General features: G+C 64.4%; 20 protein-coding genes. 12 read left to right on the forward strand and 8 right to left on the reverse strand.

The genetic code is table 11. The features are described 5' to 3' along the window. Positions 1-27 precede the first annotated feature (27 nt). The 4 genes from lpxC to DACI_RS07415 all read left to right on the forward strand — a co-directional run bounded on the left by lpxC (position 28) and on the right by DACI_RS07415 (position 3,780). The gene (lpxC, locus tag DACI_RS07405) at positions 28-951 is read left to right on the forward strand and encodes a UDP-3-O-acyl-N-acetylglucosamine deacetylase (protein ID WP_012203406.1); all 924 of its coding nucleotides are present in this window, start codon (positions 28-30) and stop codon (positions 949-951) included. A 13-nt stretch (positions 952-964) separates the two neighbouring features. After that, positions 965-1,141, forward strand: coding sequence for a hypothetical protein (locus DACI_RS32340; RefSeq protein WP_012203407.1), 177 nt, complete (start codon positions 965-967; stop codon positions 1,139-1,141). Positions 1,142-1,536: 395 nt separating this feature from the next. After that, a complete protein-coding gene (locus DACI_RS07410; protein WP_012203408.1) occupies positions 1,537-2,844 on the forward strand; it encodes a coproporphyrinogen-III oxidase family protein in 1,308 nt (435 codons plus the stop codon). Positions 2,845-2,850: 6 nt separating this feature from the next. Continuing rightward, positions 2,851-3,780 carry an alpha/beta fold hydrolase gene (locus tag DACI_RS07415; RefSeq protein WP_012203409.1) on the forward strand — a complete coding sequence of 310 codons (930 nt, stop codon included), beginning with the start codon at positions 2,851-2,853 and terminating at the stop codon, positions 3,778-3,780. Here DACI_RS07415 and ruvC read toward each other — a convergent pair. The 6 genes from ruvC to DACI_RS07445 are packed head-to-tail and all read right to left on the reverse strand — an operon-like array spanning position 3,756 to position 9,560. Further along, complete coding sequence (gene ruvC, locus DACI_RS07420) at positions 3,756-4,304, reverse strand: crossover junction endodeoxyribonuclease RuvC (protein ID WP_012203410.1); 549 nt, start codon at positions 4,302-4,304, stop codon at positions 3,756-3,758. The two genes, DACI_RS07415 and ruvC, sit on opposite strands and share 25 nt — an antisense overlap. 17 nt (positions 4,305-4,321) lie before the next feature. Next, positions 4,322-5,038, reverse strand: a complete 717-nt coding sequence (gene mtgA, locus DACI_RS07425; RefSeq protein WP_012203411.1) for a monofunctional biosynthetic peptidoglycan transglycosylase — start codon at positions 5,036-5,038, stop codon at positions 4,322-4,324. 7 nt (positions 5,039-5,045) lie between these two features. Further along, positions 5,046-5,903, reverse strand: coding sequence for a shikimate dehydrogenase (aroE, locus tag DACI_RS07430; protein ID WP_012203412.1), 858 nt, complete (start codon positions 5,901-5,903; stop codon positions 5,046-5,048). Positions 5,904-5,941: 38 nt separating this feature from the next. Beyond that, positions 5,942-6,805, reverse strand: a complete 864-nt coding sequence (locus tag DACI_RS07435) for an energy transducer TonB (protein WP_012203413.1) — start codon at positions 6,803-6,805, stop codon at positions 5,942-5,944. Between the two features lie 36 nt (positions 6,806-6,841). After that, on the reverse strand, positions 6,842-8,920 hold the full coding sequence (locus DACI_RS07440; protein WP_012203414.1) for a ribonuclease catalytic domain-containing protein: 2,079 nt from the start codon (positions 8,918-8,920) through the stop codon (positions 6,842-6,844). A gap of 55 nt (positions 8,921-8,975) precedes the next feature. Beyond that, complete coding sequence (locus DACI_RS07445) at positions 8,976-9,560, reverse strand: YqiA/YcfP family alpha/beta fold hydrolase (protein ID WP_012203415.1); 585 nt, start codon at positions 9,558-9,560, stop codon at positions 8,976-8,978. 212 nt (positions 9,561-9,772) lie between these two features. On the opposite strand from DACI_RS07445, the gene rodA reads away from it, so the two are divergent. The 4 genes from rodA (at position 9,773) to DACI_RS07465 (ending at position 15,067) form a co-directional block, all read left to right on the forward strand. Next, entirely contained in the window at positions 9,773-10,942 is a 1,170-nt protein-coding gene (rodA, locus tag DACI_RS07450) for a rod shape-determining protein RodA (RefSeq protein WP_012203416.1), read from the forward strand. A gap of 352 nt (positions 10,943-11,294) precedes the next feature. After that, complete coding sequence (tldD, locus tag DACI_RS07455; RefSeq protein WP_012203417.1) at positions 11,295-12,755, forward strand: metalloprotease TldD; 1,461 nt, start codon at positions 11,295-11,297, stop codon at positions 12,753-12,755. Positions 12,756-12,848: 93 nt separating this feature from the next. Further along, positions 12,849-13,469: a hypothetical protein gene (locus DACI_RS07460; RefSeq protein ID WP_043780846.1), complete on the forward strand. Its 621-nt coding sequence runs from the start codon at positions 12,849-12,851 to the stop codon at positions 13,467-13,469. A gap of 440 nt (positions 13,470-13,909) precedes the next feature. Next, positions 13,910-15,067 carry a 3-deoxy-7-phosphoheptulonate synthase gene (locus DACI_RS07465; RefSeq protein WP_012203418.1) on the forward strand — a complete coding sequence of 386 codons (1,158 nt, stop codon included), beginning with the start codon at positions 13,910-13,912 and terminating at the stop codon, positions 15,065-15,067. Positions 15,068-15,125: 58 nt separating this feature from the next. Here the strand turns inward: DACI_RS07465 and DACI_RS07470 are convergent, their stop codons facing one another. After that, positions 15,126-15,494, reverse strand: a complete 369-nt coding sequence (locus DACI_RS07470; protein ID WP_034390510.1) for a YqcC family protein — start codon at positions 15,492-15,494, stop codon at positions 15,126-15,128. 259 nt (positions 15,495-15,753) lie between these two features. On the opposite strand from DACI_RS07470, the gene DACI_RS07475 reads away from it, so the two are divergent. Continuing rightward, positions 15,754-16,071, forward strand: a complete 318-nt coding sequence (locus DACI_RS07475) for a hypothetical protein (RefSeq protein WP_012203420.1) — start codon at positions 15,754-15,756, stop codon at positions 16,069-16,071. Between the two features lie 74 nt (positions 16,072-16,145). Here the strand turns inward: DACI_RS07475 and mpl are convergent, their stop codons facing one another. Next, positions 16,146-17,585, reverse strand: a complete 1,440-nt coding sequence (mpl, locus tag DACI_RS07480) for a UDP-N-acetylmuramate:L-alanyl-gamma-D-glutamyl-meso-diaminopimelate ligase (RefSeq protein ID WP_012203421.1) — start codon at positions 17,583-17,585, stop codon at positions 16,146-16,148. Between the two features lie 244 nt (positions 17,586-17,829). Here mpl and DACI_RS07485 point away from each other — a divergent pair, with 244 nt between their 5' ends. The 3 genes from DACI_RS07485 to accB all read left to right on the forward strand — a co-directional run bounded on the left by DACI_RS07485 (position 17,830) and on the right by accB (position 19,595). Continuing rightward, positions 17,830-18,438, forward strand: a complete 609-nt coding sequence (locus DACI_RS07485; protein ID WP_013804096.1) for a hypothetical protein — start codon at positions 17,830-17,832, stop codon at positions 18,436-18,438. Between the two features lie 46 nt (positions 18,439-18,484). Then, on the forward strand, positions 18,485-18,985 hold the full coding sequence (locus DACI_RS07490) for a TlpA family protein disulfide reductase (RefSeq protein WP_034390512.1): 501 nt from the start codon (positions 18,485-18,487) through the stop codon (positions 18,983-18,985). Between the two features lie 145 nt (positions 18,986-19,130). Further along, on the forward strand, positions 19,131-19,595 hold the full coding sequence (gene accB, locus DACI_RS07495; RefSeq protein ID WP_012203424.1) for an acetyl-CoA carboxylase biotin carboxyl carrier protein: 465 nt from the start codon (positions 19,131-19,133) through the stop codon (positions 19,593-19,595). Positions 19,596-19,685: the final 90 nt, after the last annotated feature.

Consider the following 19,685-nt stretch of genomic DNA (forward strand, 5'->3'; position numbering starts at 1 on the left):
ACGGCTGCCGCGTTCTAAAATAGCCGGATGCTCCAACAACGCACCATCAAGACGATCACCCGTGCCGTTGGCGTGGGCCTGCACAGCGGCCAGCGCGTCGAGTTGACGCTGCGACCCGCGCAGCCCGACACCGGCATCGTGTTCCGTCGCGTGGACCTGCCGGAGCCTGTGGACATCCCGATCTCGGCCGAAGCCGTCACCGACACGCGCATGGCCTCCACCATCGGCACCGGCGGCGCCAAGGTGCATACCGTGGAGCACCTGATGTCGGCCATTGCCGGCCTCGGGCTCGACAACATCTATATAGACATCACCGCCGAGGAAGTGCCCATCCTCGACGGCTCCTCCGCCTCCTTCGTGTTCCTGCTGCAAAGCGCGGGCATCGAGTTGCAGAAGGCTCCCAAGCGCTTCATCCGGGTCATCCGCCCCGTCGAGGTGCGCGAGGGCGAGGGCCAGAACCTCAAGTGGGCACGCTTCGACCCCTACCACGGCTTCAAGCTGCGCTTCGAGATCGACTTTGCCCATCCGGCCGTAGACTCCACGGGCCAGTGTGTGGAGTTCGACATGGGTGAGGACAACTACACGCGCGACATCGCACGCGCGCGCACCTTCGGCTTCACCAAGGACGTGGAAATGCTGCGCAGCCATGGCCTGGCGCTGGGCGGCGGCATGGACAACGCCATCGTCATGGACGACTACAAGGTGCTCAACAGCGACGGCCTGCGCTACGACGACGAGTTCGCCAAGCACAAGATCCTCGACGCCATCGGCGACCTGTACCTGATCGGCAGGCCGCTGCTGGCCGCCTACAGCGCCTTTCGCTCGGGCCACGGCATGAACAATCAGTTGCTGCGTGCCCTGCTGGCCCAGCCCGACGCCTGGGAACTGGTCAGCTTCGACAGCGAGCGCCAGGCACCCAAGGGCTTCGCCCAGCCCGCGCGGGCCTGGTGAGGCGAGCGCCGCCATGCTGATCTTCCGCTGGCTGGCCACCCTGCTGCTGCTGGCCTCGGCCGTCTCCTTCGCGTTCTACCTGGGCACGGGCCGACCGCACTACAAGCGCTGGGGCTTCATCATCCTCAAGTGGACCGTGATTGCCGGCGTGACCTTCTTCGCCGTGCTGTTCTTTGGACGCATCGTCTGAGACCTTGAGCGGATTCCAGGCTTCAGCTACTCGGCAGGGCTTGGTGAAAACACCCAGACCGTAGTACGCGTGGGGTTCAATAGGATATATCTGATCTTTTTCTTCATATTTTCAGAGCTGTCCTATTTATCGATTCTCATGAATCTTTTAGCTTTTTGGTACCTGGCGGGCGCTTGTGGAAAGTGCCTGCCGGGGCAAAAAATGCTAAAGGAGACTTCATGCATATCAGCTGTATTACCCGAGAACAGGCCCATCGATTCATTAATGAAGAAATGAGACGTCCTCAGAGCAACAAGGTGTTGCATGCCCACCCGAGTCCGTTGTATTGGAGGGGCTCGAATGGGGAGGAAAATGATCGTTGGGAGGCGCGCAGAGAATCAAGCAATACCCGTTCAATGAATGCCAATTTCTATATAGGCATACCTTATTGCCTGCCTACTACACCAAATCATTGCGGTTTCTGTCTATTCCCCACGCAGGACTATGGCGGGAATGGCGCCATGTTGAAATATCTCGATTATCTGGAGAAAGAGGCGCAGATGATGGCGTGTCATCTTCGCCATGATAGGCTTTCATCTGTTTATGTGGGGGGAGGCACTCCAAATTTGTTGCACGCCGAGGACTATATTCGGCTAATGAATATCACTAGGCGTATTTTTGGTGAACCGTCGGAAGGCGTGGAGCGAACGCTTGAAGGTATTCCCCAACTTTTCAACCATGACAAGGTTCAAGCCATAAAAGAGGCGGGTTTCAACAGAGTCAGCATGGGGGTGCAGCAGATGAGCGACAGGCTCATTCGATACAGTGGTCGAAGGCAGACCCATGAGCAGGTGATCAGCGCCCTGGAAGAGTTCAATGCTGCACGCCTTTCCGTCAATGTAGATCTCATTTATGGCTGGCCTGAGCAAACCTTGCATGACATGTTGCGCGATCTTCGTGAAGTCTGCGATCTCGGTGTGCGCCATATCACGCTATATCAACTCAATATCGCTGGTCGAAGTGATTTCAGCCGACAGCAGCGAGATCTGTTGCCCTCGTTCGAGAATACGTACGAGATGTATGAAGCTGCTTGCAGCTATCTGGGATCGCGTGGCTTCCGTCAGGCAACGCTTTACGATTGGGAGCGCATCGAAAGTGAGGCGGGGAGATTTTCGCATGAAAATGCCGAGCGCTATCAATATGAGCAGCAGCTTCGCGAATTTCTTCAAAAGGATACCGAGGGTGTGATGGCGGTGACCTGCAACATGGTCGGCATCGGCTATGCGGCCATCAGTGGCTGCATGACTTGGCCAAATGAAGGCGGGCCAAACTGGATACAGATGAACAAGCGCTCAATGCAGGGCTACTTCGAATGCATTGATGCTGGTATTTTGCCAGTAGAAAAATACTTCGAATATACGCCGGAGGATCTTCGTTTGGTCTATATATTTCAACAATTGCAGACTATGAAGATTGATCGGACTACCTATGAGCAGGCATTTGGTACGGAGGTAGTCCAAGACTATGCGCCCATATGGGATGAACTGGATGCACGGCAATGGATAGAGAAATCTGAGTCTACCATTCGCATGGTGGGTCTGGGGCGGTTCTTGATTCCGATGATTCAATCATTGTTCTCGCATGCCCGCTTGCAGGAGATGCGTATGGGCCGCGATGCAATTCAGGCTGAAGGCAAGCGCTTCATCCAGATTTCAAAAGGTTGACGGCGCATGCAGAAAATCTATGTACCGACCAGGGATGGCCATGTCATCGTGCTGACGCGCATCGGCCCTTCGGAGGGGCCAGTGGTGGCCGTGACGCATGGCACGTTTTCTAACGTCACGTCATGCAAGAGACTAGGTAGATTCCTCGCTTTACAAGGTTATGGCGTTTGGCTGTTTGATTGGCGCGGGCATGGGCTGAATCCGCCAACCACCCACGACTACGACTTAGAAACGGTGGCCGAAGAGGACATTGAAAGCGCTCTCGGTGAGATTCATCGTCAAGAGGAGGGGCGGCGCTTGACGCTCATAGGGCATAGCGGTGGAGGTATTGCCGCTGCCATCTGGGCTGCGCGTCGGCCCGATCGGGCGCATGCGTATCTGGCTGGCCTAGTGCTGCTTGCCGCCCAGGTGACCCATGCGGCGGCAACTTTTGCGTCGTGGGCTGCAATCAAGGGCTACAGGGCCTGGATTGCCCGCAGACAATGGCTTACCGCGAGCGGCATGGTCGGTCCCGAGAGGGAAAGCGCCCGCCTGATGCGCCAGTGGTGCTATTGGAACCTGCAGCGCAAATTCGTCGGTTATGACGGCATGGACTATTTGCGCAGGCTAACCGAGGTTCGTATTCCCGTTCTGGCGCTTGCGGGATCTGCCGACCGTGTGATCGCCCCTTGGCAGGGGTGCGAAGCTCTAGCCAGGGCTTTTGGAGGTAAGGACATCGAATTCCTGCTGTGCGGCAAGGCCACCTGTTTTCAGGAGGACTACAGTCACAGCCGGCTGTTGATGGCGGGCAACGCGCAGTCCGACGTATATCCACGGATCGCGCAGTGGATGAAGCTGAGGATCGGCGCCGCATCATCCTTAGAGCCTGCTCACGGTCTCGCGGGAGACGGAGCGCAGTGCTCCGAGGCGCCTCAATACACTCTTCCGCCCTTGTAGACGGCATGCTGGCGGCGCTGCAGCTGCGTGACCTCGGCCATCTTCGACATGGCGGCGCCCGCATGGGCGTGGGTGATGGCCAGGCCCAGGGCGTCGGCTGCGTCGGTGCCGGGCAGGCCGGGCAGTTGCAGCAGGCGGCGCACCATTTCCTGGATCTGGCTCTTGGCCGCGCGGCCGTGGCCGGTCATGGCCTTTTTCATCTGCAGCGCCGTGTATTCGGCGACCGGCAGGCCTGCATTGACCAGGGCCGTGAGCGCGGCGCCGCGCGCCTGGCCCAGCAGCAGCGTGGACTGGGGGTTGACGTTGACGAAGACGATTTCCACGGCCGAGGTGTCGGGCTGGTAGCGGCTGGCGACTTCCGAGATGCCGTCGAACAGCAGCTTGAGCCGGCCCGGCAGGTCGCCCAGCGCGATGCCGGTGGTGCGGATGGTGCCGCTGGCCACATAGGCTAGGCGGTGGCCGTCGACGTCGATCACGCCGAATCCCGTGGTCTGCAGCCCGGGGTCGATTCCAAGAATGCGCATGGCGTGACTGTAGCCGTTCAGGGGATGACGGCGCTGGGCATTCTTTGCATGACCGTGCGCGTGCGCTGCAACAGATAGCCGGAGTTGGGCAGCTTCTCGAAGCGTTTGGGCTGGGGCAGCATCACGGCCAGGCGTGCGGCCTCGGCCGCGCTGAGCTGTGAGGCGCTCTTGCGAAAGTAGTGGCGGGCTGCAGCCTCCGCGCCAAATACGCCCTGGCCCCATTCCACGCTGTTGAGGTAGATCTCCAGGATGCGCTGCTTGCTCAGCATCAGTTCCAGCAGCTGGGTCAGCACCAGTTCCTGGCCCTTGCGCAGCAGGCTGCGTTCGCCCGACAGCAGCAGGTTCTTGGCCAGCTGCTGGGTGATGGTGGAGCCGCCGTAGATCTTGGGCGCCTTGCCGTTGTCTGCCTTCTGGGCACGGGCTTCGGCGCGCTGGTTGCGCTGCCAGGCCTTCTCGATGGCCTCCCATTGCACCCCGTGGTGTTCGGTGAAGCTGTCATCTTCGGAGGCGATGACGGCGCGCTTGAGCGTGGGCGCGATGCGGTCGTAGGGCAGCCATTGCTGGCTCCAGTGCAGGCCTTCGGAGCTGCGCAGCATCTGCCATGCCTCGGAGCGCTGAAAGGCCGTGGATTCAGGATCGACCACCACCATCAGCGCAATGCGCAGCACAAAGAACAGCTGCAGCAGCAGGCCGGCGCACAGCACCAGCAGCAGGGCGCGTGCCAGGGATTTCATAAAGCGCTCAGCCGCCTTGAGCAATATGGGCGCGCAGCTCGTTCAGCACCTGGGCCGACGGGGGGCGCACGCCGCGCCACAGCGCGAACGATTCGGCCGCCTGCTCCACCAGCATGCCCAGCCCGTCGCGGGCCTGGGCGCCATGGTGCTCGGCCCATTGCAGGAAGCCCTGGGCTGCGGCGCCGTACATCATGTCGTAGGCCAGGCTGCCAGGCCGCAGCACGCGGGCCGGCACGGGCACCTCGGCACCGGCCAGGCTGCTGGCGGTGGCGTTGATGACCACGTCGAAATCCTCATCCACGGCCTGCTGCTCCAGCGCCACCAGTTCCACGCCATGGTGCGCGGCGATGGCGGCATGGCGCTGCACCAGGGCCTGGGCGCGCTCGAAGGTGCGGTTGACCACGGCGATGCGGCGCGGGCGCTCGGCAAGCAGCGAGCCCAGTGCGCCGGCTGCGGCGCCACCCGCGCCCAGCAGCAGCAGGTCGCGCCCGGCCAGCGGCACGCCCGCATTGCGCACGATGTCGGCCACCAGGCCCAGGCCGTCGGTGTTGTCGGCATGGATGCCGTCCGCCGCCAGCACCAGGGTGTTGGCGGCGCCGGCCAGTTGCACGCGCTCGCTGGAGGTGGTGGCCAGCTGTGCGGCTTCCAGCTTGAAGGGCACGGTGACATTGCAGCCGCGTCCGCCTGCCGCGACGAAGCCGCGCACGGCCTCGGCAAAGCCTTGCAGCTCCACATGCTGGCGCTCGTAGTGCAGGTCCTGCCCGCACAGTTCGGCAAAGCGGGCATGGATCCAGGGCGAACGGCTGTGCGCGACGGGGTTGCCCATGACGCAGTAGCGGTCGGAGGAGGTGGCGGCGGAAGTCATGTCGGAAAAGGAGAGTGCGCGAAGAGAAGAAGAGGGCGCTACTGCACGGTCGTCTGCAGCGTCTGCTCGCGGGTGAACTTGAAGCGCGAGACCACGGCGATCTGGTCTGCCTTGGCGCGCATGGCGGGGCCGAAATGGCCGAAGGGGCCGGCCGCACGCGCAATGGCCTCGGCGCGGGTGTCCAGCAGGCGGTTGCCCGAGCCCTGCACGATCTCGGTGGACAGCACGCGGCCGTCGTGGTTGACGGTGAGGATCATGACCAGCTCGCCATAGAGCTTCTTGCCGGCCTGCTCGGGGAAGTTCTCCGTGCCCTTGTCCTCGACCTTGCGGCGCAGGCCGTCGTAGTAGATGGCATAGACGGCCTCGCGCGTGGACGGGCTGATATAGCGCTTCTTGGGGCGGGCGTTTTCCTCGTTGATGCGCTTTTCGATCTCGGCCAGCAGCTTGACCAGCTGCTGGCGCTTTTCCTGCTGGGCCTGCTGCTCCTTGGTCTGCTTGGCCGCCTCGCGCGGGTCCAGCGGCGGCAGGGCCGCGACCTGCTTGCGCAACTGCGTCAGCAAGACGGTCTGCTGTTCCTGCATGGAGTCGATCTGGCGCTGGCGTTCCTCGAAGTCGTCGCCCACGGCCGTGAGTGCCGAGTAGGGCATGGGGCTGGAGGCCCGGCCCTTGTCGGCCTCGCCGCCGCCGGCCAGCGAGGTCTGCGCGATGGCCTGTGCCTTGTCGGGCTGCTCGTTGGCGCGGGCATTGACCAGGATGACTTCCAGCGGCGTGTCCTGGAACACGCGGTCGAAGCGCTCCGGGTCGATGAACCGGAACGAGAACAACCCGGCATGCAGGGCGATGGAAACGCCCAGTGCCAACTGCAGCGTGCTCAGGGAACGGAGGGCGGTAGGCAGTTTCACGTCAGATCTGGGGCAGTTGCTCGGATGTGAGGCAGGTCAGGGCTGGGCGGGGTCGGCCGCCGGTGTGCCATCGGTCTCGTTCATGTCCACGGCGATGGCGATGGGGCCGGCCACGGCTTCCTCGTCATCCTCGGCGCTGTCTTCGGCGCCATCGGCAGCGGCCGCCGCATCGCCATCCAGGCGCTCGATCAGCGTGCCCGAGACATCGAGCGCGATCTCGTCGATCTCGCCCAGGCGCACGCGCACATGGGCGCCGCGCGGCAGGCCGGTGACGCCCAGCACGGGGAAGACCAGGGGCAGGTCATCGGCGCGCACCAGCAGGCCGCCGCCCATGCCTTCCTTGATGACGGTGGCCGTCAGCTCGGTGATGGCGTGCTGCTGCAGGTACTTGAGCGTCCAGAACCGTTCCATGCCGGCCTGGTAGCCGTTGTAGGCGCTGTAGGCACCGTCGAAGCTGCTGATGATGCCGAACAGCTCGGCATCCTTGGGCTTGAACGGCGCGGCCAGGGCGGCGGTCTTGCCGTGGCGCGCGCAGGCAATGATCTGCCACTGGTTGACCAGGTCCACGTAGCGGCGCAGCGGCGAGGTGGCCCAGGCATAGCTCTTGACGCCGATGCCTGCGTGGGGCTGCGCCTTGGTGGACATGCGCACCTTGATGCCGGGCGCCAGGCTGGCCTGGCTGCGGTAGATGCCGGGCACGCCGAGCTCGGCCATCCAGCCGCCCCAGGTGCTGTTGGCCACGATGGCGGCCTCGGCCACGATCAGGTCCAGCGGCGCGCCGCGCTTGCGCACGCTGATCTCCACCTGCTCGTTGCCGCGAGGCTCGGCGCCGCCGTTGCCCACGAGGCGGAAGTTGTAGTCGGGGCGGTTGAAGTTCTCGGGCTTGCCGCGCACCAGTTCGCGCCCAGCCTTCAGGTGCTTGGCCCAGCGCTGCAGGAACGTCAGTTCGGCGCGCTTGCCTTGCAGCACTTCGGGCGTGCCCTCGACCTCGAAGGAGGGGTCGGCCAGCCACTGCTCGGTGACGATGTGGTCCAGCTTGTCATGGCGGAAGTTGACCTGCACGGGCACGCGCTCCAGGCGCGTCTCGCTGGCCGTGGTCTCCAGCGTGGCCTCGTCTACGGTGACGTACAGCGACACGGCGGGGTTGGCGCGGCCTTCGTCCAGCGTGTAGATCTGCACCACCTCGTCGGGCAGCATGGTGATCTTGTAGCCGGGCATGTAGACGGTGGACAGGCGCGAGCGGCCGAGCTGGTCCAGCGGCGTGCCCGGCACGATGGCCAGACCGGGCGCGGCAATGTGGATACCCACGGTGACCGTGCCCGTGCCCAGGCCGCGCACCGACAGCGCATCGTCGATTTCGGTGGTGGCCGAGTCATCGATGGAAAACGCCTGGACCTCGGCCAGCGGCAGGTCGGCCGGTGGCTGGGGTGCCTGCAGGGCCGGGAACTGCGTGCCCTTGGGGAAGTGGTCGAACAGGAAGCGCTTCCAGTGGAACTCGTAGGCCGATTCAATGGCGCCGGCCCTGTGCAGCAGGTCCAGCGGTGCCAGGCGCGTGGCGCGGCTGGCCTCGACCACGGCCTTGTATTCGGCGGCGTTCTTGTCGGGGCGGAACAGGATCTTGTAGAGCTGCTCGCGAATGGGGCCGGGGCATTCGCCGGCGCCCAGCTGTTCGGCCCAGGCAGTGATCTGGGCCTGGATCTGCTTTTTCTTCTCTATGCCGGCCAGCGCCTGCTGCAGGATCTCGGCCGGCGCCTTCTTGAAGCGGCCCTTGCCGGAGCGGCGGAAGTAGTGCGGTGCATCGTAGAGACGGAACAGCGCGCCGGCCTGCTCGGCCAGCGTGGCCTTGTCCGAGAAATAGTCGCGTGCAAGGTCGGCAAAGCCGAATTCCTCCTCGGGGGCGAATTCCCAGGCCAGGTCCAGATCGATCTGGGCGGCCTGCGCCTGCGCCTGGGCGATCAGTTCGGCAGGCGCCGGCTTGTCGAACTTGAGCAGGATGTTGGCCGACTTGACCTTGACCCGTTTGCCCGAGTCCAGCTCCACCTGGGCGGAGGTGTCGGCTTCGGAGAGGATGCGGCCGGCCAAGAACTTGCCGGATTCTTCAAACAATGCGTGCATAGCCCGACATTCTCCCATGCTGCGGCTGGCAGCTGCCGCGCAGTCTTGCGCGGCATCAGGCCAGATTCAGGAACTCGTCCAGCTGAGGCAAGTACTCCTCGAAGTTGCTCAGCGCGTGATCGCCGCCCTCCTGGATGATCTGCAGCGCATGCGGATAGCGTGCGCTCATCTCGCGCCAGTCCAGCACCTCGTCTCCCTCGGCCGCCAGCAGCATTTCGGGAGCGGCCGGTGTCATGTGGCGCGTGTCCAGCGCGCGCAGCTCCTCGATGTATTCGCGGCGGAAGAAGAAACGCTCCTCCGGGTTGTGCCAGGAAGTCTGCTCGCCGATGTACTTTTCAAGATCGCGCGCCGGGTTGACAGCCGGGTTGATCATCACGCTGCGGCAGCGCGCCAGCTGGGCCACCCAGCTGGCGTAGTAGCCGCCCAGCGAGGAGCCGATCACGGCCATGGTCTCGCGCGGCCAGCTGCCGATGCCATCGGCAATGAGGGCAGCCGCTTCGCGCGGGGATGGGGGCAGTTGCGGGCTCCACCAGCGCACATGGGGATGGCGCGTGGCCACATGCTCGGCCAGGCGCCGGGCCTTGTTGGATTGGGGAGAGGAGCGAAAGCCGTGCAGGTACAGCAAATGGGTGGTGGTCATGGCGGGCGCTCTCCTTTGCGTTGCTGGGGCCGGGCGCGGGATGCGGCCCGGACGGCTCATGGCCCATTGTGGCCGCTGCGGCAGGCGGCGCCCAGCAGGGAAGGCCCGGGCCGACAGCTGGATGACAACCGCCTCCGTGGGCAACCCTGCGCCGGGCTCGGCCGCATGCGCCACGGGATAATGGCGGCCCGTGCCCGCGACCGACCATCCCCGTGACCGAATTCGACAAGCCCTCCCTCTGGCAACGTGTTGCCCCGCTGCTGCGGGGCTTTGACTTCTGGTTGCTGCTGTTCGTGGGCATGCTGGCGTCGGCGGGGCTGGTCGCCATGTACTCCTCGGGCTTCGACCACGGCACGCGCTTCACCGACCATGGGCGCAACATGCTGATCGCGGCGGCCATCCTCTTCGTCGTGGCCCAGATTCCCCCGCAGCAGCTCATGAAGGTGGCCGTGCCGCTGTACATGCTGGGCGTGGCGCTGCTGGTGGCGGTGGCGCTGTTCGGCATCACCAAGAAGGGGGCGCAGCGCTGGGTCAACGTAGGCGTGGTGATCCAGCCCAGCGAACTGCTGAAGATCGCCACGCCGCTGATGCTGGCCTGGTGGTTCCAGCGCCGCGAGGGCCAGCTGCGCGGCACGGACTTTGTGATCGCCATGGTCCTGCTCCTGGTGCCCGTGGGGCTGATCATGAAGCAGCCCGACCTGGGCACCTCGCTGCTGGTGATGGCCGCAGGCCTGTCCGTGATCTTTTTCGCGGGCCTGCCCTGGAAACTCATCGTGCCGCCCGTGCTCGCCGGCGCCATCGGCATCACGCTCATCGTGCTGTACGAGCCCCAGCTATGCGCCGACGGCGTGCGCTGGCCCGTGCTGCATGAATACCAGCAAACCCGTGTCTGCACCCTGCTGGACCCCACACGCGATCCGCTGGGCAAGGGATTCCACATCATCCAGGGGATGATCGCCATCGGTTCGGGCGGTGTCTGGGGCAAGGGCTTCATGGCGGGCACCCAGACCCACCTGGAGTTCATCCCCGAGCGCACGACCGACTTCATCTTCGCGGCCTATTCCGAGGAGTTCGGACTGGTCGGCAACCTGTTCATCATCGTCTCGTTCCTGCTGCTGGTCTGGCGCGGGCTGGCCATCGCCATCCAGGCCAACTCGCTGTTCGCGCGGCTCATGGCGGCAGCCGTGGCCATGATCTTCTTCACCTATGCCTTCGTGAACATGGGCATGGTCAGCGGCATCCTGCCCGTGGTCGGCGTGCCGCTGCCCTTCATCAGCTATGGCGGCACGGCCATGGTCACGCTGGGGCTGGCGCTGGGCGTGCTGATGTCGGTGGCGCGCTCGCAGCGGCAGTTGCCGGGCGAGGGCGGCGGGCCGCTCTGAATCGCACTTTGCGGTGCCAAAGGCTCCCGCAAATGTCAAAGAGTCTGGATGCCTGCGGTATCGGGCGTCGCATTCCTTCCTGCGATTTGGCTTGGAAAATGAGGCTCCAAAAGCGCTGGTTGCTCCTTTTTTGATAGTTTCTGCGGGAGTCTGCTCACTTGCCACCGCCGCCAGGGCAGGCTACAAAGCAAGCGCGGACATGGGCCAGCATGTTCGCCATCCACGCGGATGCATGCCTACGGAATGCCGCTCAGCCTGGTGGAGCGGCATTCCGTTCTTTTTTGTGGGTTGGCAAGCCGCTGGCCGCAGCCGTTGCACGGCGAGGGCATGGCCGGCTCTCTACAATGCGTGAATGATCTCCCGCGAACCCACCATTGAACGCCTGGCCACAGCGCGCCAGTTGCTGCTTGAGCCCTTCGGGCTCGATGAAACCCATCTCGCGCGCGCACTGGCCGAGATCCGCAGCCACCAGGTCGACGACGCCGACCTTTACTTCCAGTACACCCGCGCCGAAGGCTGGAGCCTGGAAGAGGGCATCGTCAAGACCGGCAGCTTCAGCATCGACCAGGGCGTGGGCGTGCGTGCGGTCAGTGGCGAGAAGACGGCATTTGCCTATTCCGACGATATTTCCGAAGCCTCGCTGCTGGATGCCGCGCGCACCGTGCGCTCCATCTCGGGCGCGGCCCAGAGCAAGCGCGTGCGCGCCAATGCTCCCAAGATTGCGCAAAGCCGCTCGCTGTATCCCGGCCTGGACCCCATCGCCACGCTGGACAGCACGGCCAAGGTCGAGCTGCTGGGCAAGGTCGAGAAACTGGCCCGCGCCAAGGACCCGCGCGTGGTCCAGGTCATGGCCGGCCTGGCCAGCGAGTACGACGTGGTGCTGGTGGCCCGTGCCGATGGCACGCTGGCGGCCGACGTGCGGCCGCTGGTGCGCCTGTCGGTTACCGTGATCGCCGAGCAAAAGGGCCGGCGTGAGGTGGGCTCTGCCGGCGGCGGTGGCCGTTTCGGGCTGGCCTATTTCAGCGACGAGCAGATCACCCAGTACGTGGACGAGGCCGTGAGCGCGGCCCTCACCAACCTGGAATCCCGTCCCGCGCCGGCTGGCGAGATGACCGTGGTGCTTGGCCCCGGCTGGCCTGGCGTGCTGCTGCACGAAGCCGTGGGACACGGTCTGGAAGGCGACTTCAACCGCAAGGGCGCCAGCGCCTTCAGCGGCCGCATCGGCCAGCGCGTGGCTGCCAAGGGCGTCACCGTGCTGGATGACGGCACGCTGGCCGATCGCCGCGGCTCGCTCAACGTCGATGACGAAGGCTGCACCAGCCAGAGCAATGTGCTGATCGAGGACGGCATCCTCAAGGGCTACATCCAGGACGCGATGAATGCCCGCCTGATGGGCGTCAAGCCCACGGGCAACGGCCGCCGCGAAAGCTATGCCCACATTCCCATGCCGCGCATGACCAACACCTACATGCTCGGTGGCGACCGGGAGCCGCAGGAAATCGTGGCCTCGATCAAGAAGGGCCTGTACGCCACCAACTTCGGCGGCGGCCAGGTCGATATCACCAGCGGCAAGTTCGTGTTCTCCGCCAGCGAGGCCTATTGGGTCGAGAACGGCAAGATCCAGTACCCCGTCAAGGGCGCGACCATCGTGGGCAGCGGTCCGGAATCGCTCAAGCACATCACCATGATCGGCAACGACATGCGCCTGGACAGCGGCGTTGGCACCTGCGGCAAGGAAGGCCAGAGCGTGCCTGTGGGCGTGGGCCAGCCCACGCTGCGCATCGACGGCCTGACGGTGGGCGGCACGGCCTGACGGTCCCATGCCCGCGCCCTGCACGGCAGGCCGGGCCCTGTCCTGCCTGACGCGGCCCGCCGCGTTCGGTGGGCGCCGCCCGGCGCCGATTCCATGACCCAGCTTTCCTTTTCCTCCCGGCCAGGCCCGCGGACCTCCGTCCATCCCCTGCGCAGCCTGCCGAAGCAATGGCGTGCCTGGGCCGGCGAGTCGCGGCTGAGCCGCTTCTGGCAGCATGAGCTGATCGTGGGGGACCTGCAGCCCATGCACCAGCAACTGGCCTTGCTGGCCGTCGCGCTGGACGAGTCCGTGCGCGTGCGCTATGCGGGCAGCCCGCGCCCCGCGGTCGAAGACGCCATACAGCAGCTTGACCTGGCGGTGCTGGACCACCAGCACTTTCTCACCACGCTGGCCACGGGCTGGCATGCTCTCTACGAATTTCCTGCCTACCAGCGTCTGCTCAAAGGCTTCAGGGAGGCCGTCCACGCCTGGCAGCAGTCCGTGCTGGTGGGCGATGCCCAGGAGCCCGAGCACTTCCGCCGCTGCGAGCGCCTGGGCTGGCGTCTGCTGGGCGATGCATGCCTGCTGACGGACATGTTTGCCGAATCCGCTGCCGTGGCCGGCGAAGCCGATGTGACTGCCATCCTGTCTGGTTACAAGGCGCGCCGATGGCAACCCTTGAGCGCCGTGCGCCGGGCCCTGCGCAGGCTGCGTGACGCGTTGCTGCGGCGTTGATCGCGCCCTTGCGTGACGCGCAGATGCATCATTTCCCGGGGTTTGCACGTTTTCATGGCTGATGGCAATAAAACTGCATGGCATCGTGATTTTCTGCATATGCCTGAAGAATTTTTGCGCGAAACTTAGAAAAAAGCAGTTTTATTGCGTCAATGATTTTTTGCTTTCTCTCTGTGGCACGGTGAAGGGCAGCTTCCCCGCCCTCATGTCCATGTTGCACTGCGAAAAATGACTGTGCTACATTCGATCCCCATGCAAGCCCGTGCCTCCTTCTACTTTTACTTTTGGTTCTCCTCCCCGGCGGAAGAGAGGTAAGCGCGCGCACCCGAACAAACCTCCCTCAAAACCGCCGAAGCTGTAAAGCCCGGCGGTTTTTTGTTTTTCCCTCCCGATTCTTCGCTCCGTTTTCCACGATCCATCTTTCCTCACGAAAGCAAGCAATGACTGCTCATCAAGCTTCCCTCGCCGATTCCTGGTATCGCGGCGGTTCCCAAAAGACTGGCCAAACCGACGACGCACGTATCAAGGACATCACCGTGTTGCCCCCTCCCGAGCACCTCATTCGCTTCTTCCCCATCCGCGGTACGGCCGTCGAAACCCTGATCGGCGACACCCGCCGCACCATCCACAACATCATGGCTGGCGAGGATGACCGCCTGCTGGTCATCGTCGGCCCCTGCTCCATCCACGATCCGGCGGCCGCCATCGAGTACGCACGCCGCCTGGCGCCCATACGCGAGCAGTACAAGGACACGCTGGAGATCGTGATGCGCGTGTACTTCGAAAAGCCGCGCACCACCGTGGGATGGAAGGGTTTGATCAACGATCCCTACCTGGACCAGAGCTACCGCATCGACGAAGGCCTGCGCATTGCGCGGCAACTGCTGATCGACATCAACCGCCTGGGCGTGCCGGCCGCCAGCGAGTTCCTGGACGTGATCTCGCCCCAGTACATTGCCGATCTGATCAGCTGGGGCGCCATCGGTGCGCGTACCACGGAAAGCCAGGTCCACCGTGAACTGGCCTCGGGCATCTCGGCGCCCATCGGCTTCAAGAACGGCACGGACGGCAACATCCGCATCGCCACCGACGCCATCCAGTCGGCCAGCCGCGGCCACCACTTCCTGTCCGTGCACAAGAATGGCCAGGTTGCCATCGTGAACACGGCGGGCAACCAGGATTGCCACGTCATCCTGCGCGGCGGCAAGACCCCCAACTACGACGCGGCCAACGTGGCCGCTGCCTGCGAGGATCTGGAAAAGGCCGGCCTGCCTCCCACGCTGATGGTGGACTGCAGCCACGCCAACAGCTCCAAGCAGCACGAGCGCCAAAAGGATGTGGCACGCGACATCGCCGGACAGATCAGCGGCGGTTCGCGCAGCGTCTTCGGCGTGATGATCGAAGGCCATCTCGTGGGCGGCGCCCAGAAGTTCACGCCCGGCAAGGATGAGGTGGCTGCGCTGACCTATGGCCAGAGCATCACCGATGCCTGCCTGGGCTGGGATGATTCCCTGGCAACGCTGGCCGAGCTGTCCGACGCCGTGCAGCAGCGCCGCGTCAAGCATCCCGAGCCGGCTGCGGCCCTGGTTGCCGCCTGAGCCGGAAAAGAAAACGGGGCAGGCATGCCCCGTTTTTTCCATGTCCCGGTTTTCTTGTTCAGTGTGGCGGCGTGGCGTCCGGCGGGGTCAGTCCGCCCTGGTTCAGCGTGTCGTCTATGCCCAGCAGCAGGACCAGCAACTGGCGCTTGTCGAATGCCACGGGCTGGCTCCATTCATGCTCGGCCAGTGGATGCACATGGCTTTGGCAGGGCAATTGGCCGCGGGCATCGACCACGGCACGCAGCCGGGGCAGGAAAACCCACTGCAGCCATTCCTGCAGCTTGAGCGTGTCGTACATGAACGGCATGGTCGATGCCATGGCCTCAGGGCTGGGCGCCACGGCCGACCAGAGGCTCTGGCTGCGCAACTCGTCTTCGAGTTGCTGCAACTGGTCGAGCAGTTTCTGGTGCGTGGTGTCGGTTGTCATGCGGTGAGGTCCATGAAAAAACGGGGCCAAATCTGTCGGCCATTGTACGTTTGCACCTTTGGGCAGGCGCTGGCAGGCCTTGAAACACCTGCTGGCGGCAGTGCCGACTCCAGCGCCGGTGCCAGTCTCTGGCACTTGAGGCATGTCAGCTTGCCCGGGGTGTGGAAAAGGCGCTTGCGGTTAAGCTCAGGGCATGAGTGACAGCCCTGTCTGCATGAGCAGGCACAGGGCCGTATCCCGTAATGAAGAGAGGAGTTCCATGCGCAGCGAAGTGATTGTGGTGTTGGATGCCGGACAAGAGTACCGCACGGACACCAGCGGGCTCACCCCCATGAGTTCCGATGAAGGACGGCATTGGCTGGACCAGCAGTTCATCTCCATGGACTGCGAACCCCTGCGCGCCAGCGGCAAGGTTCTGCTGGCCGACAAGCTGGTGGTGGTGGCGCGTGCGGCGCGTTCGCGCTCCGGGCTGTTCGACGACGAGCAATGGCGCAACAGCTATGCCGTGGCCGCCCAGGCCGTGCTGTCCAAGCCGCTGATCCGTGTCGATGTGCCGGCCATGTCCATCAGTTACTGACGACGGACAGATAGCGATACAGCAAAGAAGCCTGGGCATGACCCGGGCTTCTTTCATTGGGGGCTGTGCCCGGTTCAGCCTGCGGCCTGCAGCGCCGCCAGCAGCTTGGGGTGAATGCCGCCGAAGCCGCCATTGCTCATGCACACCACGTGGTCGCCGGTGCGGGCGGCTGCGCGGATCTGCCCGATCAGCGTATCGATGTCTGCAGCCACCTGTGCCTTGTGGCCGGCTCCCACGCCCAGGGGGCGCAGCGCCTCGGCAGCATCCCAGTCCAGGCCGGCCGTGTGGCAGAACACCAGATCGGCGCTTTCCAGGGCCCAGGGCAGTTGCGACTTCATGGTGCCCAGCTTCATGGTGTTGCTGCGCGGCTCGAACACCGCCAGGATGCGCGCCTGGCTGCCGAGCTTGCGGCGCAGGCCGTCCAGCGTGGTGCGGATGGCCGTGGGATGGTGGGCGAAGTCGTCGTAGACGGACACGCCACCCGCCATGCCGCGCAGCTCCATGCGTCGCTTGACGTTCTGAAAGCGCGCCAGCGCTTCGCAGGCCTGCGCCGGCGTCACGCCCACATGCTCGGCCGCTGCAATGGCGGCCAGCGCATTGAGCTGGTTGTGCTCCCCGGTCAGTGCCCATTCCAGGCGCGCGACCTTGTGGCCACGGTGCAGCACGTCGAAGGCGCCGGGATCGCCCTGGGCACTGAAATCGCTGACCACCGAACCGAAGCTGGAGACCTCGCTCCAGCAGCCCTGGTGCAGCACGCGGGTGATGCTTTCCTCTATGCCGTTGACCACCAGCCGCCCGGAGGCGGGAACGGTGCGCACGAGATGGTGGAACTGGCGTTCGATGGCGCCGAGGTCCTCGAAGATGTCGGCGTGGTCGAACTCCAGGTTGTTGAGCACGGCCGTGCGCGGGCGGTAGTGCACGAACTTGCTGCGTTTGTCGAAGAAGGCCGTGTCGTATTCATCGGCCTCGATGACGAAGACGGGCTCCGCGCCGGCCGGCCCCTGGCCTGGCGTCGGGCGGCTGGATGCGCCCAGGCGGGCCGAGACGCCGAAGTCCAGTGGCACGCCGCCGACCAGAAAGCCCGGAGCCAGGCCTGCGCATTCGAGAATCCAGGCCAGCATCGACGTCGTGGTCGTCTTGCCGTGGGTGCCGGCCACGGCCAGCACATGGCGCGGGCAGGACGGATGGTGCAGCACCTGTTCGCAAAGCCATTGCGGACCGCTGGTGTAGGGGGCGCCGCTTTCAAGAATCGCCTCCATCAGCGGGAACTTGGGGCTGCCGTCGGGCAGCCGCGCGCGGCTGACCACGTTGCCCACGACATACATGTCGGGTTGCAGGGCCATCTGGTCGGCGCCGTAGCCCTCGATCAGGTCGATGCCCAGTGCACGCAACTGATCGCTCATCGGCGGATAGACGCCGGCGTCGCAGCCTGTGACGCGGTGCCCAGCCTCGCGCGCCAGTGCGGCCAGTCCGCCCATGAAGGTGCCGCAGATGCCCAGAATATGTATGTGCATGGCCGGGCATTCTACGGTTGCCGTCATGTCCGGGAGGGCTGTCCTGCAAAAACAGGAGCTTGCGGCCCAGCAGGCACCGGGTCCCGGAAACACAAGGTTGCGAAATCGCCGTTGCAAGGCGCTGGCTGGAACGTGCAAAGCCCGTCTGCGGCCGGCGGTGCCGTGGCTTGGGTCACAATGGCCCGGGGCCCTCCGCAGGGAAGGCCTCTTATATATATGTAGGGATACAGCGGATCGGAAAGCCATGGACCAAGCCACTGCCGAAATTGCCCAGACCGCGGCCCGCCTCGTGGTCGAGGAAGGGCTGGAATGGGGGGCTGCCAAGCACCGCGCACTTCGCCAACTGGGGCTGCCCGCGCGCACCGCGCTGCCGGGCAACGACCTGGTGGAAGAGGCCGTGCGCGAATACATTGCCCTGTTCTGCGCCGACACCCAGCCCCAGGAACTGCAGGCCCTGCGCGAACTGGCCCTGCAATGGATGGACCGCCTGGCCGAGTTCCGGCCCCATCTGGCCGGCGCCGTCTGGCGCGGCACAGCCACCCGCCTGTCCGATATTTACCTGCAGCTGTTCTGCGACGACCCCAAGTCGGCCGAGATCGCGCTGATCAACCAGCATGTGGAGTACGAGCCCAGCACCGTCACCGGCTTTACGGGGCAGGCCGTGGAGGCCTTGAGCATCCACGCCTTCTGCCGCCCTTTGAACGAGTCCGTGGGCGTGCATCTGCTGGTGTATGACCATGATGATCTGCGTGGCGCACTCAAGCCCGACGGCCAGGGGCGCAGCCCGCGCGGCAGCGCCGAGGCGCTGCGCAGGCTGTTGGATCAGGATGAAGAGGAGGCCGACCGTGGCTGATTCAGTGGATGCAGGGCAAAACACATCTTCCCGCCGCCGTTGGCTGATGGGCGGCGTTGCCGCCGCCGCGGGCCTGGGTGGGGCAGGTTTTGCGTGGTGGCGTTTTCAGCCGCACGCCATGGATGCCAGTGCCGAAGAGCAGCTGTGGCAGCAGCGCTTCATCACGCCCGATGGCTCGGCCATGACGCTGTCGCGCTGGCGCGGCAAGCCGGTGCTGGTCAATTTCTGGGCCACCTGGTGCCCGCCCTGCGTGCGCGAGCTGCCCATGCTCGATGCCTTCTCGGCGCGCCAAAACCAACATGGTATTCAGGTCATTGGCCTGGCCGTGGACAAGCCGGAGGCCGTGCAGCGCTTCCTGGGTCGCACACCCCTGCGTTTCCCTGTGGCGCTGGCGGTGGAAGGCGGTCTGGGCCTGACCCGCTCGCTGGGCAATCTGCAGGGCGGACTGCCCTTCACCGTGCTGCTCGGCGAAGATGGCATGGTGCAGCAACGTAAAATAGGTGAGCTTACTACCGAAGATCTGGCTTCCTGGAGCGCAAAAGGCTGATTTTTCGCATCGTCGAAGCTGTGAAAGCTCAGGAAATGCCCTGAATTCCATGGCGACGTTGATGAAAAATATGCCTCAAAGCACGCAGAAGGGCGAAATTGGAGTAAATTCGCGCCCTATTTAGTTGTTAGCCGCTGGAGCTCCCATGGATTTGCGAAAACTCAAGACCCTCATTGATCTGGTGTCCGAATCGAACGTGTCGGAACTGGAGATCACCGAAGCAGAGGGCAAGGTCCGGATCGTCAAGAGCGAAGGCGCCGTGGTGCAGCACTATGTGGCAGCGCCCATGCAGGCTCCCATGGCCGCGCCGATGGCGGCACCCGTCGCCGCTGCCCCCGCAGCGCCCGTGGCGGCACCGGCCGAGGCAGCCGTCTCCGGCCACGTGGTGAAGTCGCCCATGGTCGGCACCTTCTACCGCGCCTCCAGCCCTGGCGGCAAGCCCTTCGTGGAAGTGGGCAACCAGGTCAAGGAAGGCGAGACCATCTGCATCATCGAGGCGATGAAGATTCTCAACGAGATCGAAGCCGACAAGAGCGGCACGATCACGCGCATCCTGGGCGAAAACGGCCAGGCGGTAGAGTACGGCCAGCCCCTGTTCGTGATCGAGTAACCTGCAGGCGAGCGATGCCGCAAGCGGCACGACGCCCTGGCGCGAACGCATGCCGCGGCGCGACAGAGCAATTGGCTCAACTGACGGCTT

It is taken from the genome of Delftia acidovorans SPH-1, assembly GCF_000018665.1.
Lineage (GTDB): Bacteria > Pseudomonadota > Gammaproteobacteria > Burkholderiales > Burkholderiaceae_C > Comamonas > Comamonas acidovorans.

Coding starts and splice junctions, on each gene's coding strand:
- lpxC (WP_012203406.1), top strand. CDS start 28: ATGCTCCAACAACGCACCATCAAGACGATCACCCGTGCCGTTGGCGTG.
- DACI_RS07460 (WP_043780846.1), top strand. CDS start 12,849: ATGACCCAGCTTTCCTTTTCCTCCCGGCCAGGCCCGCGGACCTCCGTC.
- DACI_RS07470 (WP_034390510.1), bottom strand. CDS start 15,494: ATGACAACCGACACCACGCACCAGAAACTGCTCGACCAGTTGCAGCAA.
- DACI_RS07485 (WP_013804096.1), top strand. CDS start 17,830: ATGGACCAAGCCACTGCCGAAATTGCCCAGACCGCGGCCCGCCTCGTG.
- DACI_RS07440 (WP_012203414.1), bottom strand. CDS start 8,920: ATGCACGCATTGTTTGAAGAATCCGGCAAGTTCTTGGCCGGCCGCATC.
- DACI_RS07465 (WP_012203418.1), top strand. CDS start 13,910: ATGACTGCTCATCAAGCTTCCCTCGCCGATTCCTGGTATCGCGGCGGT.
- accB (WP_012203424.1), top strand. CDS start 19,131: ATGGATTTGCGAAAACTCAAGACCCTCATTGATCTGGTGTCCGAATCG.
- DACI_RS32340 (WP_012203407.1), top strand. CDS start 965: ATGCTGATCTTCCGCTGGCTGGCCACCCTGCTGCTGCTGGCCTCGGCC.
- tldD (WP_012203417.1), top strand. CDS start 11,295: ATGATCTCCCGCGAACCCACCATTGAACGCCTGGCCACAGCGCGCCAG.
- aroE (WP_012203412.1), bottom strand. CDS start 5,903: ATGACTTCCGCCGCCACCTCCTCCGACCGCTACTGCGTCATGGGCAAC.
- mpl (WP_012203421.1), bottom strand. CDS start 17,585: ATGCACATACATATTCTGGGCATCTGCGGCACCTTCATGGGCGGACTG.
- ruvC (WP_012203410.1), bottom strand. CDS start 4,304: ATGCGCATTCTTGGAATCGACCCCGGGCTGCAGACCACGGGATTCGGC.
- DACI_RS07445 (WP_012203415.1), bottom strand. CDS start 9,560: ATGACCACCACCCATTTGCTGTACCTGCACGGCTTTCGCTCCTCTCCC.
- DACI_RS07475 (WP_012203420.1), top strand. CDS start 15,754: ATGCGCAGCGAAGTGATTGTGGTGTTGGATGCCGGACAAGAGTACCGC.
- mtgA (WP_012203411.1), bottom strand. CDS start 5,038: ATGAAATCCCTGGCACGCGCCCTGCTGCTGGTGCTGTGCGCCGGCCTG.
- DACI_RS07490 (WP_034390512.1), top strand. CDS start 18,485: ATGGGCGGCGTTGCCGCCGCCGCGGGCCTGGGTGGGGCAGGTTTTGCG.
- DACI_RS07410 (WP_012203408.1), top strand. CDS start 1,537: ATGAATGCCAATTTCTATATAGGCATACCTTATTGCCTGCCTACTACA.
- DACI_RS07415 (WP_012203409.1), top strand. CDS start 2,851: ATGCAGAAAATCTATGTACCGACCAGGGATGGCCATGTCATCGTGCTG.